Source organism: Flavivirga jejuensis, from assembly GCF_030540765.1.
In the GTDB taxonomy this organism is placed as follows: domain Bacteria; phylum Bacteroidota; class Bacteroidia; order Flavobacteriales; family Flavobacteriaceae; genus Flavivirga; species Flavivirga jejuensis.
The window spans coordinates 1-21,130 of sequence record NZ_JAUOEL010000015.1; the positions used below are offsets into that span (position 1 = coordinate 1).

Here is a 21,130-nt window from a genome sequence, read left to right on the forward strand (position 1 = left end):
ATAACTTAGTGAAGCTGGAGTACATCTAACATCTAATCGTCTCGAAGGGGAACTCAAATACGCTGGGGTTGATCCATCTAAAATGATGGTAGTAATACCTGGTAAGCCCTCTAAAACACTTCTGCTCAATTCATCGGTAACGACTAGACGGATATCTCCATCTGAAATTATATGTGAAATACGAGAAGCTGGGTAATCTGGCTTCATTGGAACATACGCCCCTCCACTCTTTAAAATACCCAAAATACCTACAACCATAGCTATGGAACGGTCTAAACAAATTCCTACCAAATCATCAACATTAACGCCTTCTGATACTAAATAATGTGCCAATTGATTGGATCGATCATCCAATTCTTTATAACTTAGTTCTTCTCCCTCAAATAATAAGGCTATAGATTCTGGGCTTTTCAAGACCTGCTCTTCAAACAAATCAACCACTGTTTTTTCTAATGGATAGCTTACACTTGTATCATTGAAACCTCTTAGTAATTGATGTTCTTCTTCAGAAACAATACTTAAACTACTCACATCAATATCTTTATTACTATTAAGACCATCAATAAATTGAATCAAAGTACTCTCTACAAAAGAAATTATACGAATAGCGTCAATACGATTATCAACATGAGCTGTTAAGCCAAAGTCCGATCCAAGATCATCTACACTCAATTCAAATGGATAATTAGTACGTTCTTTAGCTCCAACAACAGTAGCTCCTATGACTGGATCTAAATCATCTACTAAAGGTGATGAATGGCGGTAATTTAATAATGTACTAAATAAAGGCGTATCATTAGGAATACCGCTCCAATTCTGAATATAAGATAATGGTGTTTGCTCATAAGGCAATAATCCTAATAATTCTTCATCTACTTGCTTTAAATATTCTTTGACACTACCATCTATATGCAATACTATTGGTAACGTATTAATAAACACCCCCAAAGACTGATCTGCTCCTAATGAACCTTGTAAGCGACCAGAAAACAATGTCCCAAAAACTGCATATTCTTTATTACTACATCTACTAATAACAAACCCCCAAACTGCATGAAAGATCGCTGCTGGAGTCATCTGTAAACTACGAGACACATTGCGAATCTGATTAGATAAATCAGAAGATAAAACAATGCTTGATTCTTTAATATTAGAGCCATCTCCAAGTGTATTTGCTAAACCAAAAGGGAGCGTAGGTTCTAATATATCAGTTAATCGCGAACGGAAATATTCCTCACTAGTATTGGTCGCTTTCTGATAAAGTACATGAGCTATGAAATTTCTATACAAAACGGGTTCAGGAAGATGAATTGCATCCCCCGACAAATACATTGTAATCTCTTCTATTATTTTCTCTAAACCAACATGATCTATCATTACATGATGGTACTTCAATAATAAATAATAACAGTCTGTTTCTCTATCATCGACAGTCTGTATTTGAAGTAAAGGAGCTTCAGAAAGTTCCATCCAATGTTTCCCTTTATTCAACATCAATTCTAATTCCTCTAAGATATCGCTTGAAGTAGGAAATGATAATTCCTCTACACTAAGTGTAACCGCTCTTAAAACTACCTGAATTGGCTGGGGGAGCCCTTCACTTAGAATACAACTACGCAGCACATCATGACGTCCTATAATATGATTAAATGTTTCTATAAACTGCCTTCTTTTAGACAAATCACTAAATGACAGCAAATTAGTTATCACATAAGGGTCACCGCTATTTTGATCACTCATCAAATGATGAAAATACATTCCTTCTTGCAAAGGAGACAATGGATATATATCTTGAATATTAGTAACGCCTCCAAGAGCATCATCCATAATTATATCCAAATCACTTTGATTAAAATCTACCAAAGGCAACATATCAGGTGTAATATATTTACAATCAACATCTATATAATTATCCGGAACCTGGTACACAGGAGATAAAACAGATAATTCCAAGGCTAATTCTCTTATTGTTGGGTTTTCAAAAATATCTTTCACACTTATTTGGAAATCTATTTTTTGTATTTGTGCAATCAATTGAACCACTAATAATGAATGTCCTCCTAATTCAAAAAAATTATCATCTATTCCTATTTGATTTATCCCCAATAAATTTTGCCAAATCCCTACTAAATGTTCCTCTGTTTCATTCCTTGGAGCTACATATCGATCTCTTTTAGTATCGTTACCATCTGTATGTTCAGACAAAAAGATGGCTATTAACTGTTTAACATCGACCTTATCGCTTAAATTCAACGGAAACTCTTCAATAATACAATATTGATTAGGATGCATATAAGATGGTAGTTCCTCTACACATCGTCTGTGTAACTTTTCAGAAATAGATACATCTGCTTCATGAAAAAGCCCAATATTACTTAATATCACAAAACACACTACCAATTCCTCGCCACTATCATTTTTATAGACTAAGACATGGCAATCTTTTATAGCATCATCTTTTCGTAATACAGAAGCAATATCCTCTAATTCTACGCGATGTCCACGAACCTTAACCTGATAATCTTCTCTCCCTATAAATTCTATTGTACCATCACTTAACCAGCGACCTAAATCTCCTGTTTTATATAAAGTATCACCTAATAAATCAGTAAATGGATTCGCAATAAAACTTGCTACTGTACGCTCTGGCAACCCTATATATCCATCACCTACACCAACTCCACTGACACATAATTCGCCAATAACTCCAATAGGACACAGGTTTAATGAATCATCTAAAATGACAACGCTCATATTAGGAATAACTCGACCTATAGGAACTCGTAACTGAGTAACTGGTAAACAGGTTATAATCTCATATTGTACGACATCATCAGAAGCTTCACAAGGACCGTAAGCATTCAACAAACGAACTTCTGGATATACTGTTTTTAACCCATTAACTAACGCTACTGGAATTGATTCTCCAACCAACATAATCCATTGGAGATTCTCTAATTTAATAGGTGTTTCACTTTCTTTAATATAAGAAAATAATCCCCACATATAAGTAGGTACAAATTCTATAACATTCACTTTAGTACGCTGCAAGGTTTCAATAAGGGTACTATATGTTAACAATTCATACTTATCAACAATTACACAAGCACCTCCTTTTAATAAAGGTCCTAACAATTGCCAAACTGAGATATCTGAGCCAATACCTGCACTTTGTAAAAAACGAAAGCCATCAGGTAGGTCTAATAGTTTATACTCTGCTAAAATATGATTCATCGCTCCATCATGGCATGTAATAGCCCCTTTAGGTTCTCCTGTAGAACCCGAAGTATATAATACATATGCCCAGCTTTCCATACTATTTCTATTAGAAGGATTCTCAACAGGCATATTGAGAATATAGTCACTGTCATAGATTGGTAGTCCCAATACGGCAGAACTACGCGATAATAAAACAGAGCATTTGTCTATTAATACTATATTTATATTATCTATACCTCCTAATCCTAAACTTTCTAATAAACTAGAAGTAGTAATAAGAGTAGAAAAATTAGAACCTAGCATTTTCTTAATTCTAGAAGAGGGATTCTGAGTATCCAAAGGAGTATACACTCCACCAGATTTTACTATTCCTAACATGCATCCCACAAACTCAGCGCTACGTTCTAAATAAACCCCTATACAGCGTTCTTCAATAATTCCTATTTCTAATAGAGTATGTGCTATTTGATTGGAGTACCTATTCAATTGTTCATAATCCCATGATACCTCATTATGAATTACAGCTATAGAGGAACTGTTCGAAACAGCAATGGATTCAAAACGAACATTTATAGGAACATTATTCTCTAAATCAACACTTTTAGGGTTAAAGTAAATTCCTTCTGATGTACTTATTCTACCGAGTATTAAATCCTTCTCTATTTTTGGTAACATTGACATATCTTTGATCTCTTGAGAAACATCGATAACGATACTTCTTAACAGCTCCTGAAAATGCATTAACATGCCTCGAACTGTAGTTTCCTGAAATAGAGCAGTACAATACCCCATACATAGAGAAAGAATAGATTCATTTTCTATTACTGTCAAATTTAAATCAAATTGCGAAGTCTTTTCTTTATACTCGTAAGTAGATACATTTAATCCTTCTAATATTGTATTCTTAAGTTCTGAATCATTCTGGAAATCAAACATTACCTGAAATAATGGAGAAATACTCATATCTCGAGTAGTAATAACACGATCAACTACTTTCTCAAAAGGAGTCAGCTGATTATCATATGCAGATAAAGTTGTTGCCTTTATTTGAGATAATATTTCTCTAAAAGTAGAATCTTCATCTATATTATTGCGCAATGCCAAGGTATTTACAAAAAAACCTATCATTCCCTCTAATTCAGACTGGGTACGATTGGCTATAGAAGTACCAACACAAATATCAGATTGACCACTATAACGTGACAATAATACTTTAAAAGCAGACAACAACAGCATGAACAAGGTAACCCCTTCTTCTTGGGAGATCTTCTTAAGAGCCGTACTTAACTCTTCATCTAAAAACAAGGAAATGCTCGCCCCTTCATTACTCTGGGTAGAAGGACGTACATAATCTGTTGGTAAAGACAAAGGCAAAACTCCCTTCAACGTATTTTCCCAATAGGATAGTTGATTTTTTAAAACCGCTCCTTCTATATATTCGTGCTGCCAAACCGCATAATCTGCATATTGTAAAGGCAACTCAGGAAGTATCGTAGTCCAATCTGTTGATGCGCAATTATATAGTTCCGAAAATTCTTTAATAAAGATAGGAATAGACCAGCCATCACTAGCTATATGATGGAAAACAACGGCTAACACATACTCTTCTGACCCTAAATTATATACGCACGCTCTGAACATATAATCCAATGATAAATCAAAAGGAATGTCTACATATAAAGCTAAGTTATTTTCTAAATCTGCTTGATCCAAAACCGTAACTTCTTTTAATGACCAATCTTCCGTACTCTTTACGTGTTGATACCCCACACCATCTTCTGAACGAATCGTTGTACGTAAGATCTCATGTCGATCAACAATTGCTCGCAAAGAACTCTCTAACCGTTTCATATCTAGAATACCTTGTAAACGTAACCCTCCTGCCATGTGATAGGAGGTACTACCTTGTAACTGATCTATAAACCATAATCGTTCTTGACTAAACGACAATGGAATATGTGAAGGTCTATCTGCGGCATCAATGAGAGGTACTAGTGATCCTTTGGAGGTTTTAGAGATATGAACTCCTAATTCTGATATTGTAACATGTTCAAATACACTCTTTATAGTTATTTCTATCGCCAATTTATTGCGAATCATAGACACCAAACGGGTGGCTAACAATGAATGCCCCCCTAATTCGAAGAAATTATCATATACTCCTATTTTTTCAATACCTAATAACGCTTTCCATATATCAACCAGTTGTGCTTCTATTTCATCTCGTGGTTCAACATATTCTTGCTTCGATAACTGAGAACCATCTGGTTCTGGCAAAGCCTTTCTATTTAACTTACCATTACTGGTTAGTGGCATTGATGTTAACTCAATCCACAATTGCGGAACCATATACTCTGGTAACTGTTCTTGTAATTCTTTTTGGATTCTTTGTTTATCAAAATCATCTTCAACAACAACATAGCTCACCAGACATTTATTACCATCAATATCATCCTTGGCTAAAACACAACAGTTCTTAATACCTTTTAATAATGATAAAACACTTTCGATCTCTCCTAGTTCTACGCGATAACCTCTAATCTTAACTTGATCATCTTTCCTACCAATATATTCTATATTCCCATCAGGCAACCATCTTACTAAATCACCTGTTTTGTAAATACGCTCCCCTTCTCTAAAAGGGTCTGTAATAAATTTTTCTTTTGTTAATTCTTCTCTATTCAAATAGCCACGGGCTACCTGAACACCTCCAATACACAACTCTCCAGTAACTCCTATTGGCAAGATCTGTTTTTGCTTATCTAAGACATAAAGATTCGTATTAGTTACTGGTTTCCCAATTAAAACACTAGACAAAGATTCTTCTAAAGGAACTTGCCATGAACTAACATCAATTGCAGCTTCTGTAGGTCCATATAAATTATCTAACCGTACATTTTTGAATTTTTCCTTAAATAAAGCCACATGATCAGTACGTAAAGCTTCCCCGCTGCACAAAACCCTCTGTAGAGAATTACACTCACCTAAATTTATCTCACTTAAGAAAGCACTTAACATAGAAGGAACAAAATGAATTGTAGTAATCTTTTGTGATTCTATCAGAGCCTTTAAGTAACGTGGATCTTTATGTCCTTCTGGTTTTGCTAATACTAATTTAGAACCACAGGTAATTGACCATAATAACTCCCATACAGATACATCAAAACAAAATGAAGTCTTTTGAAGAATTATATCCTCTGCTGTAAGTTGATAATGAGATTGTGTCCATAATAATCGGTTAACAACCCCTCTATGTTCATTCATTACTCCCTTTGGCCTCCCCGTACTGCCTGAAGTATAAATCACATAAGCCAATCCTTCTGGCTGTGATAATCTTTTCATTTTTCTAGCAGACTCCTTACCTATAATATCCCAATCTCGATCTAATAAAATCGTACTTAGTCCTTTTTTATCGTCAAAAACAGAACCTCTATTATCGCTACTGATTAGCAAACTAATTCCAGCATCTTCCATCATATAATCGATACGATCCAATGGATAATCTGGATCTATAGGGACATAGCCTCCGCCAGCTTTCAGTATTCCCAAAACACCGATAATCATCTCCAAAGAACGATCAATACAAATCCCCACTAAGTCTTCCTCCTTAACACCTCGTTTTAGTAGGTATCTAGCCAACTGATTAGAGCGTTTATCTAACATTCTGTACGTTAACGTTTCTTCTTCAAATACTACAGCGACATCATTTGGAGTCTTTTTAACCTGTTCTTGAAACAAATCTACAATCGTCTTATCTTCTGGATAGTCCTCCTTAGTGTTATTGAAATCATATAATATTTCTTGTTTTTGAAGATTTGAAACCACCTCTATATCTGGTAATAATAATGCAGGGTTACTTATTATTTGAGAAAGTACGTGCTTAAAACAATCTAAAAACTCTTTTGCTGTGGCGTTGCTTAATGCAGATTGACGATGGTTTAAACTTACAATTAATCCTTCTGAGTTTTCTACAACATTAAAAGCAATATCAAAAGCATTATACAGTGGTTTATGCTCTTCTAATTGTAACTGCATACCTTCCATTTCAATATCATCTATAGTAACATCAAAATTGAATAATACATTGATAAATTCTTCTGGTTTTATTTTTGTTTCTTTTTGAAGCAAGTTTATAAAATCAGCATAAGGATATTCTTGATGATCGTAGGCATCAAACAATCTTTGTTTTAAAATACTAAGGTAATCGGATATCGATTGACTAGGATCATAACGAGATGCTAAAGGAATGATATGAGCAAAGTAACCTATGCTCTTATCTAGATCTGGCATAGAACGCCCCCCTACAGGAACTCCAATCACCATTTCTTCGTGCTGGCATAATCTAAATAACAAAAGTTCAAAAGCTGACAAAAACGTCATAAAAAGTGTCAATCCTTGTTGACCACTCCACTGCTTTAATACTGTAACTTCTCCTCTCGGAATACGAATTATCGCTGAACTACTTGTAGTATCATCTCCTGACAATGTCGTATCAAAAGGTAAATCAATCCGAAAAGAAGTATTTGAAAATTTTTGTATAAAATACTGTTCATGATCTTGCCAGACATCGCTTTGTCGTTGCTGATCTAACCAAGTTATATATGCAGGAAATTGTGTTTCTGAATGCTCAGGAATAGTCTTTTCATTGATAATAGCATTATAATTCTCTGCTAGTGTGTGCAAAAACAAAGCGCAAGACCAACCATCTGCAATGATATGGTGCATTGATAGATGTAAAACATATTCATCATGAGAAAACTTTATTAAATTCAATCTAATTAATGGGCCTTTTGTAAAAGAAAAAGGAGTCTCTAACCCCTTATGAATTAGCTCTCTATATTTTTCCTCTTTTATATCCTTGGAAAATGCTGATAAATCAATTTCTTTGATAGGAATAAAAATGGATTCATTATATATCAATTGTTTACCATCTTCAGAAAATACACTCCATAAAATCTGATGAGTTCTTAATAGTTTATCTAAAACATTTTTTAATACCGAATAATCAATATTTCCTTGCATATTCAAACTAAGGGAGATAATATATGCTAAGGATTTTTCAACATTAATTTGATCCAATAAAAATAATTGTTGTTGTGCTAATGTTGAATTTGATTTGGTCACTCCTGTTGCAACAGAATTGGGTAATATTTTTTTACTACCGTTAGATTTATGAACTATATTAACACTCTCACATATGCCTTTATAAATAGCTTCAATATCATCATCTGTATGAGCAAATGTTAAAAAAAGATTATTTGGTGCCCATGCAAAAATACTTCTTTGAATAAGGTGAAATAATAATAAATCAAAATTTCCTTTGAATTTAAAACGAAATAAAGAACCAAAATTAACAACCTCTATTGGCAATGATTCCTGCTTAAAATATATATTCAAGCGTTTCATTAAATCGTCTGTTTTTTGATTAAGATCGATATACGCCTGTTTGCCTATTTCCTTTATACGAGTTAATACAGCTCTTGATGCTGCCATAGTTAATGGATGGCGTGAAAAAGTTCCTGCTACTAATGTTTTAGACGTTTCAGGATAAGAATCGTCTCCATACTCCCAGTTTCCTCCATCTACAATATCAAGATATCTACTAGAGCCCGCTATAATACCTAATGGCATACCTCCTCCTGCAATTTTGCCATAAGTAGCAATATCCGCTTTAACCCCAAAATATTCCTGTGCTCCTCCTGGCATTATTCTAAAACCTGTAACCATCTCATCAAAAATCAAGGGCACATCCAATTCCTCGCTCAATGCTTTTAATTGTTTTAACAATTCTACAGGTTGAAAATCCGGAAATCTACTTCGTACAGGTTCCACCATAATACCTGCCAAATCATCTGCATTAGCTCGTATTTGGTCTAATATATCTGTATCATTATACCCTAATACTATAAGATCTTTTACCATATTTTTAGTCACCCCTGGCACCATAGGTTCAACGCCATGATCTCCCTGCATCCCTAACACTGTTTCGATATGTCCATGATAAGAACCTGAAAAAATAACTATTTTATTTTTACCTGTTTCTGCGCGTGCTAATCGCATTGCAAAAGAAATAGCCTCTGTTCCTGTATTTGCAAAAGCCACCCGATCCATACCTGTTAACTCCGAAATAAGTGTCGCTACTTCTCCTGATAATTTAGCTAATGGACCAACTGTAATCCCTTTATGCAACTGTGTTTCTATGGCTTCAATAATAAAATCTGGTTGGTGTCCAAATATACATGACCCATATCCCATTGTGATATCTATATATCTATTACCATCAATATCTGTAAAACCCGAACCAGAAGCATGGTCACCTACAATAGGATATTCCATCTCCTTAGTTGACATCTTAAAACCTTTAGCTAAAAAATAATCTGCCAAGACTTTTCTGTATTTAGCTGTATAAGATTTTGATTTTTGTGTTTGATCAGTATACTTTTGGATTAATTCAGGTAGTTGATCTTCTTGGTTTTTAGGGGGTTTTTGAAAAAAAAAATCTTTACCCCCTATCGCTCCTGGCAAACTAACTTCCTTTTTTGACTTAGAATCCTTAGTTATTCTGTTAATAGTGGAATCAAAAACAGGTCTGTTTTTTGGTATGGTAGCTGGAGTATCTGTATTTATAATCGAAGAACTATCTTGAGTCTTATTTATGTACTGTGCAATGATCTTATTTTGTTCTAAAAACTGTTTTGTAAGCAACTGATTTTGCTCTGTAAATTGATCTTGTAAAACACGTAAAGTTTCATCATTTAGATTCGATTTCTTATTAGGTGGCACACTAGAAGAGGCATCAACAATATTAGAGACCTCAGATAAAGGTGTCGTAGCAGCAATTCCTGATACGTTCTTAATATTAGAAGTCTCTGATACACTTATAGTATTACTGCTCTTTTTCTCCTTATATTCTACCTCATCCGTCTGCTCAATGATATATTTTATGATAGCCTCTAAATCCGTTAAATCTTCAAACATTTTCCGGATTGGAAGTTTTATTTTATACGCTTTCTGTATTTTTTTTGTAATTTCTAATAAAGAAAATGAATCTGCCCCATAATTCAATAATGGTCTATCTAATGCTATTTCCTCAATATCCAGATGAAGTGTAGCTGAAATCGTTTTCTTTAAGTAATTTTCTATATCCTTAAAAATCATGGTTGCTGTTAAGTTTTGATCATTTGTATTTGAGGAATCTATTATTGAGGTTGACTCTTTAGGCAGAGTAACACTTGTACCTTCTATCCAAAACCTCTTTCTTTGGAATGCATATGTTGGACAATCTACTTTGGTAACATGGTGATTATAATAAAATGATTTCCAATCTACATGTCCTCCTGCAGTATACCATTCACTTAGGCTTTCTAATATTTGCAACTTCTCATCTTTATCTTTTCTAACAGAAGCTAACCAGATCGCATCATTAACATCTGATACACAATGACTCCCCATAGTGATTAAAATAGGTTGTGCCCCTATTTCTATATATACATCGGTTTCTAGTTTCTCTATCGACGCCATTCCCTTTAAAAAATCTACCGGAGCGATTATATGATCCACCCAATATTGTGCTGTACAGATTTCGTCATTGGCTAATTCTCCTGTTACATTACTTATTAATGCACACTTTGACGGTTGATAATTAATCGTTTTTGCTATGGCCATAAAATCTGACAGCATGGGTTTCATTAATGGAGAATGAAAAGCATGTGAGACTTTTAAATGTTTAAATTTTACATTTTCAGAAGCTAATTGATTACATAATATCTCAATAGTTTCATTTTTCCCAGACAATACTGTTTGATTAGGCGTATTCATTGCAGCGATGCTAACCTCATCTGTAAATTCCTTTATCAATTCAACTGCTTTTTTTGCGTCACATTGAACAGAAATCATAGCCCCTACTTCAGATATCCCTTGCATAAGACGACCTCTTGCTGCTATTAATTTCAGACCTTCTTCTAATGAAAAAACTCCTGCTGCACAAGCAGCAATATATTCTCCTACACTATGCCCTGATAATACATCTGCCAGTACTCCCCAATGATTCCACAATTGATACAATGAGTAACCTAAAGAAAATAAAGCTGGCTGGGTATATATTGTTTGATCTAGAAGTTTTGCTTGTTCACTTCCTTCTTTTGCAAATAAAATAGTAATCAAATTTTCCTCTAAATGTTCCTCTAATAATGTGGCACATTTATCAAGAACTTCTTTAAATACTGGTTCAGTATCATATAAAGATTGTCCCATACCCACATATTGCGAGCCTTGTCCTGTAAATAAAAAAGCTGTTTTCAATGGTTGCTTTTTCTTAGAAACAGGCTCAATAGTATGATGCTCCAGTTTTTTTATCAATTCTTGTTTATTCTCACAAACAATGCCTAGTCGATTTTCAAAATGGCTTCTAGTAACGGCCAAACTATAAGACACATCCTGTAATGTAATCTCTGGATTACTTTTTATATAACTCAGTATATTCGTTGCTTGGTCTTGTAATGCTTTTTCTCCTTTTCCTGATAGCGTAACAATACTTATAGGTCTTATTAGCACGCTATCTTCTGATTGTTCTTTTATTACCTGTGGAGCTTCTTCTAAAATCACATGGGCATTCGCCCCTCCGAATCCAAAAGAACTTACTCCTGCTCTTCGTAAACCATTTTCTTTATAATTCCAACTTAATAAACTCTCAGGGATCTTAATATTATTTTTTTTCCAATTGATGTATGTGTTTGGCTTATGATAATGCAGTTGCTTTGGGATTTGATTATAATGAAGACACAATACTGCTTTGATTAAACCAGCCACTCCTGCTGCAGATTCTAAATGACCTATATTAGCTTTTACAGAGCCTACTATTAAGGGTTTCGTTACTTTTCTATCTTTCCCATATATTGCATGAAGCGCATTAATCTCTATGGGATCACCAAGAGATGTACCTGTTCCATGGGCTTCTACATAGTCCACATCCGTTGGTTCTAAGTTCGCAGATTGCAATGCGGATTGAATAACCTCTTGTTGTGCTGCCCCATTAGGTGCTGTTAACCCATTACTTCGTCCATCCTGATTAATAGCAGAGCCTTTTATTACAGCTAATATCTGATTTCCATCTTCTTGAGCTTTAGACAATGGTTTTAGCAGTACTAATCCACACCCTTCGCTTCTCACATAACCATTTGCCGAGTTATCAAAGGTTTTACAACGACCATCTGTAGCCATCATATTAGATTTGGACAAGGCAACAGTAGTGTCTGGGCTTATTATTAGGTTTACTCCTCCCGCAATTGCCATAGTACATTCTCCACTTCGAATATCCTTTACTGCTGAATGTATGCTAACTAATGAAGAAGAACAGGCTGTATCCACAGACATACTAGGGCCCTTCAGATCATAATAATAAGATAATCTATTGGCTGATATACTAAGTGCTGTTCCTGTTCCAGAATACACATCCTTACCTAAATCTTTTACCAGAAAACCATAATCACTTTGAATAACTCCTATATAAACACCTGTTTTAGTCCCTTTTATTTGTTTATAAGGATATCCTGCTCTTTCTAGTAATTCATGACTTAATTCTAAGAGTATACGTTGCTGCGGATCCATCAATTTAGCTTCTCTTGGAGAGATATCAAAAAAGGAAGCATCAAATTCATCAATTTTATCTAAAAAACCACCCCATCGGGTTGTCATATGAAATCCATCAATATCTTCTTTATCGGAGTAAAAGTCATCCACGTTCCATCGATTAAATGGGACTTCTGTTATAGAATCTTCACCTGATTTCAAATTTTTCCAAAAGGTTTCAATATCCCTTGCTCCAGGAAACCTACCAGCCATACTTATTATAGCAATAGGCTCTTTTTCTTGCAAAGTTATCGATGGCTCTCTTGCTACTTCTATATCATTATTTTCTTTTGATATGTACGATACTAAATCAATTATATTAGAATAACTATAAAGTATTGTTGGTGAGATTTCTTGACTCAAATACTCTGATAATAAACCTGATAACCGAATGCTTTGCAAGGAAGTCATCCCCAAAACCGCAAAAGACTTATCTAGATTTACTGCTGAATGTTTGATTTGTAACTCATCACTTATGGTCTTTTTTAACCATTTTATAAGTTCTTTATTCTTAATTGTCTTTTGATATGATTTCTTTATTTGGAAGCTTTCTTTTTCATTTTTCTCCAAGTGCATTCCCATATTCCAAGCTTCCAAAACTCCTTCAAACGTATCTGCCTCATAAGACGACTTTGCTATTAAGCGCTGTATTTTACCACTAGACGTTTTAGGTATTCGCCCTGGACGTACTAATACAATAGCGTACACTGGTAGCCCATGGACTTCAAACACGCTTTCAATAATATCCTTTTTAATCGTTTCAAAATCATAATTTCTAATACTAGTACGCTTAATTTCTTGGACAACTATTAATTCTTGCTTATCCTTGATCAAAATAGTAAATGCCGATCCCGCATTTATTTGTAGGTCTATATGTGAATCTTGGATCGTTCGTTCTAAGTCCTGTGGAAAGTAATTAACCCCGTTAATAATCATCATCTCTTTTAAACGCCCCGTTATATAGAGTTCCTTATTTTGTATAAACCCCATATCTCCAGTTCGTAAATAATACCCTTCCTTTTTATTTACTCTTCCATTTGCATAATGAATCTGTGCCCTAAAGACATCTATAGTTAGCTCTTCTCTTCCCCAATATCCTTGTGTAACACTATCTCCACTAATCCAAATTTCTCCTATTTCATTTTTCTCACATACCCTGTAAGTATCTGGATTTACAATCTTTATTTTTAGGTCTTCTAAAACTGGGCCATTCCCCATAAACTTCATAGTATTAGATATGGTATTTTCTTTTTCAGAAAGCTTTACTTTTCCTAAACGAAAATCTTCTTTATCTAATAATAAGGTTTTGGGTATTGAATTAAATGCGCAAGAACTGACTACCAATGTAGTTTCTGCCATCCCATAGCAAGGAGCCAAATAGGTTTTCTTAAATCCAACAGAACTGAAATTAGTAACAAAACTATCTATCGTTTCTGGTCTAATTGGTTCTGAACCGTTATAAGCTACTTGCCAACTACTTAAATCCAATCCTATAAAATCCTCTTCTTTAATTTGATGAACACACAAGTCATAAGCAAAATTAGGTCCTCCACTATAAGTAGCCTTATAATTTGAAATCGTTTTTAACCATCGGATAGGTTTTTGAATAAAAGCGGTTGGCGGCATGATTATCATTTCGAACCCTACATATAAGGCTTGAAGAATATTTCCTATCAATCCCATATCATGATAAATCGGTAACCAACTAACTCCTATTGTTTCAGGGTTATGATGAAAACAGTTTTTTATCAGTTTATTGTTATGTACAATATTAGAATGCCTAACCATAACTCCTTTTGGATCTCCTGTAGACCCTGAAGTATATTGCAAAAATGCGGTGTCTTGTGGCAAAATAACCGGGAAATCTTTACCCATACAATGGCTTAACATATCGGTTTGAAGCCAATCCAAATCACTAAAAACCTCATTATCAAACCACTTAACACTTTTGACATGGATTTTTTCTGTGGTCAATATAAGAGTAGCTTTACAATCTGCTACAACATTCTCTAATCTACTTATTCTTCGTTTTCCTTGTGGTGGAAAAGCAGGAACAGCGATTACACCCGCTAATAAACAGCCTAAAAAAGCATCTATAAAATCTAATCCTGAAGGGTATAACAATAATACTCGTTCTCCTGGGGTTACTTTTTCTAAAATATGTGATGCAATACGTGTTGCATTATCGTGTAAATCTTGATAAGTTCTGGAATCGTTTTCTTCTTCTCCATTTTCTAAAAACCTAAAAACAAGCTTATTTGAAGTTTGAATGATATGGTCATTAAATACTGAAATTAAAGTTTTTCTAGAAATAAGATCTTCTGAAACAATTGGGTTTATTATAGACATTCTTATTCGTTTTTTACTTTATGCAAAAGTTGGTTCTAAAAACTGATTCATACAAACTTTTATAGATGCTATCATGATTTCCATAGCTGCATCAACAATAGCATGGGTAGTAATTAAAGGAGGTACAAGTCGTAATACATTGTTATAGTGACCACCAACCTCGAATAACAATCCTCTTTGGAAGCATTCATATCTAAATTTTTTAATAAATTCAGGAAATGGTTCTTTTGTAGTTCTATCCTTAACAAACTCCACTCCTATCATCATGCCCCTGCCACGTACTTCTCCTATAAATGGATTTTCAGTTTGCAATTCTTTTAGTTTTTCTACTAAATAGACCCCAATAGATTTAGTGTATTCTTCTATATTATATTCTTCGATAAAATCAAAAGCTCCACGAGCAGCAGCTATGCTCACTTGATTCCCTCTAAATGTGCCTATATGAGCAGCTGCCCCCCATGCTTCTATTTCTTTTTTATAAATTAATCCAGAAATCGGGAATCCAATACCTCCAAATCCTTTAGAAAATGTAATAATATCGGGTATTGCTTTTGTATTCATAAATTCTAGAAAACTTCCTGTTCTAAAAAAACCACATTGAATTTCATCAAATATGACTAATACATCATTTTCATGAGCAACTCTAACCAATTCTTCCAAATATCCATCCTCAGGTATTATATTACCTCCTTCTCCCTGAATAGGTTCTACAATAATTGCTGCTGGCTTTAATATTCCTGAGTGACCATTAGTAAACATATTTTTAAAATAATCTATTGCATTTAACTGGTCATAGCTATTAGACTCATTGCGATATGGATAATTATAAGGAGCAAAGTGTACATTTGGCATTAGGGAGGTTAAATTGTTTCTAAAAAAGGTATCCGAAGTTACTGCCAATGCACCAGAGGTCATACCATGGTATCCACCAGAAAAAGCAATTATACCGTCTCTTCCCGTTTTAATTTTTGCTAATTTAATTGCTGCTTCTACAGCATCAGACCCCGTAGGACCACCGAAAGTAACTTTATAATCATCCTGAATATGTTCTGGTAATTTATTTAGTATTTTTTGAATCAATGCTAGTTTATTCTCTGTAGGAAAGTCTAATGCATGAATCAATTTTCTTTGTTGCTCTTTTACATATTCTAAAACATATTCATTCCCGTGACCTACATTTAACACTCCACATCCTCCAAAAAAATCAATAAATTGATTTCCGTCTACATCTTCTATAATACTGCCTTTTGCTTGTTTTATAGCAATAGGCATACTCCTAGGGTATGAGACAACACTACCTTCAATATTTTTTTGTAATTCTAATAGTTTTTTTGATTTCTCTCCTGGTATTGAGGATGAAACAATTCTAACGGTTTCTGATAAATGATATTTTTTAAGTGATTTCATAATAAATGATTACAAATTTTAAATGATGTACGAAAATATTTATGCTTTAAAAAGTTTTTTGCTATTACGGAAAACAATTTTTATGGATAATCAACTGATATAATTCAGATATGATTTATAAAATGGAAAAATATGCTTGGCAGGAATATTGAGTGATAGTCCTAAATAAACTAATGTATTATAATAGATATTTTTTAATGGTGCCCCTTTTACTATAGCTGCAACTCCTTGTCTAGCACTTTTAGGGGTATGCCAATCTATATTAAACGAAATAGATTCGCTGAGTCCATGAACTTGATGTAACATCCCTGGTGGCATATATAAAATATCTCCTGGCCCTATAATAACTTCTTTTTTACGCACCTCTATGGCCTTAGGGAATATTTTATAATCGGGATTATTTGGATCAAACCTAGCCCATCTCCACCCTTTTAAATAACAGAGTTCTTTTTGATTTCCATCTATTAGAATAAACTTCTTTTTGCCTACAATTTGAAAAAATAAGTTATTAGTTAATAACGTATCAAAATGTAATGGAGTGAGACTTCCTGTCGCTCCAATAAAAAACTGTATATAATCCTGCCACTTTGCCCTATACCACTTCGGCAATAGACTCACATCAAAAGGCTCTATATCCTTTTGATATTCAGGGAATATAAAAAAGAATGGTAAATCATGAAGGTATCCTAACTTATCAGGAGTTAAACCTTTTTTTAAGTCCTCTTCATATCTCATCAGAAGTTCTAAATAGTCACTCAAAATCATTCGATCTTGTGTTCCGTCTTCTACTTTTGCTTTTTTTATAGGTATTTTCACACCTCTTTCCCTAGATTTAAAATATTCTATATTCCATTCTAAAGCCTTCCAATTAGAAGTCATTCCTTTTATTACTACAGGTTTTCCTTTATTTACAAAATTTTCATAAAACTCATTTCTTGTAATGTTATCTACAACTGTAACTTGTTCTGAAGATTTCAATTGGTCAATAAATTTAAGCTGATTCATTTTAATTATTAAATTAATGATTTATGTAGGGTAAAATTTTAATTATACTTGATGATAAGAAAAAAACACACCTTCTATATATAGTAGAGTTCACACCATCCATCCCACCGATATCTATTTTACTTTTCTTGATACTTTATGCGTCTGAATACTGCCTATTTCAAAATTGATCACCAATCAAAATCTATTAAATAGTTGAAGTTGACTTTTGGTTGTTTAGTAAATAATCCAGGAAGAATAAAAGGTATTAAACCTCAGGGTAAACTCTGAACACAATAATAGAAATCGCCCCAGGATCGAGGTATTAAACCTAGATCTCGCTAAAAAAGCGAGATTAGCTTGCCACGACAAAGGCTTGATTCAACTTACAATTTTGAATGTGTCTTACGGATTTCTCTAAATTGAATGTTCCTACCACTCAATAAACACAGACTAATAAACAAAATTCATTAGAAAAACAGATCGAATTATTCATCTAAACATAATAAAAACCAATGCTTAATTAAGTTTTTTCCATAATTAGTTCAATAACTAACAATGTGTTATATTTTTGTCATGTATTAAAAAATAAAAATAGCTTCGCTATCCTCAGTTACGCGGAGTTAATTCCTAATAAAATAATCATGTATAAACAAATCAACACATGAAAAACAATTGAATTAATGATCAAATATATTCTAAAAGAATTGCCTTGTATGGATTAAAACTTGTCTTAAAAGGATTTTATACCAAAATACATTTGTCTTTTTTGCTTTTTTTTAGATAAATAATCTTCAACTAGATATCGCATTAAAAACATTTACCTGCCATTGAGTTATGATTAAAAAAGGCTCTACTGTTATCCTTATATCCCATCCTATACTTCAATCCAACTAAGAATTTAAAAATGAAACAGATTATCACGAAGCATGTATTTTATCATTTTTTAGTACTAAGGAAGCTCCTAAATTAGAATACTCATTAGAACAGATGTCAGAATTGGTAAAAAATATTGTGGAACGTAGTCTATCCCAAGTGTTCATCCTAAAATTATCCATGTCCTTAATAAACTAAGCTAAAGAAACAGCCAATTTTAGATTGACTGTTATTGGAACATTAGGTGTAATTATATATTTAAACCACCATCTTCCCAAATTCTCTCAAAATCGTTAAATAATTATTAAAAAGGGACTAATTCAGGGGTACTAAAACTTGAGACTGCTTTTAGCCCTAATAAAACCTAGAAAAAATAAATTCTGGATAGTTCCTCTTTCTCCGCAACTATTAATTTCACCAAATTTAATACAAAAAAAACAACATAGTAATTCTAAAAAAACAAAAGTTTAAACTTCAATTTAATTATAGTTGTACTAACGAAAGTTAATTTGACATATATAAAATAACAGCAAGGTTCGCAATTCATCAACAACGCATGTAAAAATTAGAAAATGACTTATAAATACTGGTGTTTGAGCTATAGGTTCTGACCCCAGCCTGGTCACTAAAAAACCTCTAAATCATTTGATTTAGAGGTTTTTTTTATTTAGAACTTATCTCGATTTGGTACTTGAACTTGCTTAAATATTATTAACTTGTTATATTCTTGTGGGTTACGTTGGAGTGAATTAATTAGTCTTAAAGTAAAGTTTAAAAGCATAAAAAAATTACTAATTTAGCCTCTCATACCAATGGAAATATAGTTACCATGATAGCTATATCCAATTGTTGTGCAACATTTACCCAATGAACAAACCTTTAACCTACATATTAATATTTCTGGCTTTTAGCTGTGTTGAGAAAAAGAAAGAATCTGACAAAATTAAGGTTGAGAAAAAAGAAGCAATCTCAATAAATACCGATTCAACCAAATTGAAAGCTGAACTGGTTGTTGAAACTAAAAAATCTGATTCTCTATTTATTGATCCAAGCAATTTCAAATATGCAAATCTTAATAAATTTGATTTAAGAGGTTGGTATTATGGGAAAATCATAGATAGTCTTAAAGCGTTTTCATCGAAAGAAAAGTTAGTTGAATATTTTCAAGACAAAAGACTTAAAGGTGAGAATATTTATCCTGTAAACTATCAGTACTTTTCAATTCAAAAAAATGATAAATCTGAAAAAATAATAACAATTATAGAAGGAGATGAAAGTTGTTGTCACGATTTACATTATTTAATTTACAACTCTGAAAATAAATTATTAAGCGATAATATCGTTGCAGGAACTGGTGGAGATGGAATGTGGGGATATGACCAATATGGGAAATTTGTAAATGATTCAACTTACATCTTGACCCGAATTGATATGGAAGAAATTGAATTAGAAAATGGAGGAATAGAAACTCAAATAGATTCTGTAATTACAAATTATAGATTTTATAAAAACAAACCATTTGAAAAATTGACTGAACAAAAATTTAAAAAAGTAGAAAAACAATAAAAAACGTTGCACAACACCATGCCTAAAATTTAGCCTACTTACGAAAATCCTCGCGGATTTTCTATTCACTTTGTTTTTGCTAAATCAGGCACTTAAAACACGTAATAAACTATATACAAATACGTTAGCAAAAACTATAAAGTAAAACTGAAGAATAAATGGATGAACGAGACAGAACGGAAAAGCGATACGCCTCAGCAGGAATTGGATATCCAATTGGATTTGATGAAGTCGCACTAGAAACTATAGACTTAATTGCTGAAAAAGCAAAAGTAGTCCAAGTTGAAAAAGGTTATTATTTACATTACATTGATCCTTCTGGAGCAGAATTATGGCAATATCATTCAGAAGATGGTGAGCCGAATCAGTTAAAGCCTTATTTTGAAGGCAATACAACCTATTTTGCGTTTCTAAATATGATTATAAGAAATCACGATTGTGGCTTTTATGGAATAGGTGCTTCTTGTAGTGATGAACCTATTCATCGAAAGGAAGATGTCAAACTTTTTATGAGTGTGGTACTTCCTACTGGTCATGCTTATAAAAACTTACTCAATAAATCTGTTCAATTAAAGGTGACTGCCATTCCTAAGAGCGGCACACAATTATTAGATTTTTCATATACCAAAAAGACATGGAATAAGTTTAAAGAAAATAATAGTGTTATTCCATTTCTAGCTAAGGATTTTGTTAAAGATGAGACTGGAGAATATCCTCTTTTTGAAGGTAATAATCAAATTTTTCTACTAATTCAAAAAGTTGAACAAAAAACTAATACCTCGAATGGACGAGAATTCATACACGTTACAGGAGAAGTCGATAAAGGTTTTTTACTTGATGTTGTGGTAGAAACAACTTTCTTTCCTCCCGAAGCAGTACTTCCAGGTCGTTCTATGTATGGAGAGTTTACTCTTCATGGAGTTCTTATAGATAAAAATGGAAAACGTGTATAAATTTAACTCTTAATAAAAGAACATTTGCTAATCGTGTAGACGGGTGACGACTTAAAGTCGCCACTGCGCCTCACACACCACCCAGCGTACGGGTCTCGTACTGGGCGGTTCACCAAATTGAAGTTTGCTTATTATTAATGTAATCTGTC

At 33.3% G+C, this 21,130-nt stretch carries 5 protein-coding genes; 2 read left to right on the top strand and 3 right to left on the bottom strand.

Annotated features, from left to right (window positions below; translation table 11 throughout):
* The 3 genes from Q4Q40_RS23775 to Q4Q40_RS23785 all read right to left on the bottom strand — a co-directional run.
* The coding region (locus Q4Q40_RS23775; protein ID WP_303304554.1) for a non-ribosomal peptide synthetase/type I polyketide synthase at nt 1–15,195 on the bottom strand (15,195 nt) is incomplete at its 3' end.
* Nucleotides 15,196–15,213: 18 nt separating this feature from the next.
* The gene (locus Q4Q40_RS23780) at nt 15,214–16,602 is read right to left on the bottom strand and encodes an aspartate aminotransferase family protein (RefSeq protein ID WP_303304555.1); all 1,389 of its coding nucleotides are present in this window, start codon (nt 16,600–16,602) and stop codon (nt 15,214–15,216) included.
* A 90-nt stretch (nt 16,603–16,692) separates the two neighbouring features.
* On the bottom strand, nt 16,693–17,607 hold the full coding sequence (locus tag Q4Q40_RS23785; protein ID WP_303304556.1) for a cupin-like domain-containing protein: 915 nt from the start codon (nt 17,605–17,607) through the stop codon (nt 16,693–16,695).
* A gap of 1,722 nt (nt 17,608–19,329) precedes the next feature.
* Between Q4Q40_RS23785 and Q4Q40_RS23790 the strand changes: the two genes are divergently transcribed.
* Complete coding sequence (locus tag Q4Q40_RS23790) at nt 19,330–20,028, top strand: hypothetical protein (protein ID WP_303304557.1); 699 nt, start codon at nt 19,330–19,332, stop codon at nt 20,026–20,028.
* Nucleotides 20,029–20,186: 158 nt separating this feature from the next.
* Nucleotides 20,187–20,981, top strand: a complete 795-nt coding sequence (locus tag Q4Q40_RS23795; RefSeq protein WP_303304558.1) for a hypothetical protein — start codon at nt 20,187–20,189, stop codon at nt 20,979–20,981.
* Nucleotides 20,982–21,130 lie beyond the last annotated feature (149 nt).

Bases quoted from the DNA above. Each gene is read 5' to 3' on its own strand.
- Q4Q40_RS23790 (WP_303304557.1), top strand. From the start codon at position 19,330: ATGAACAAACCTTTAACCTACATATTAATATTTCTGGCTTTTAGCTGT.
- Q4Q40_RS23780 (WP_303304555.1), bottom strand. From the start codon at position 16,602: ATGAAATCACTTAAAAAATATCATTTATCAGAAACCGTTAGAATTGTT.
- Q4Q40_RS23795 (WP_303304558.1), top strand. From the start codon at position 20,187: ATGGATGAACGAGACAGAACGGAAAAGCGATACGCCTCAGCAGGAATT.
- Q4Q40_RS23785 (WP_303304556.1), bottom strand. From the start codon at position 17,607: ATGAATCAGCTTAAATTTATTGACCAATTGAAATCTTCAGAACAAGTT.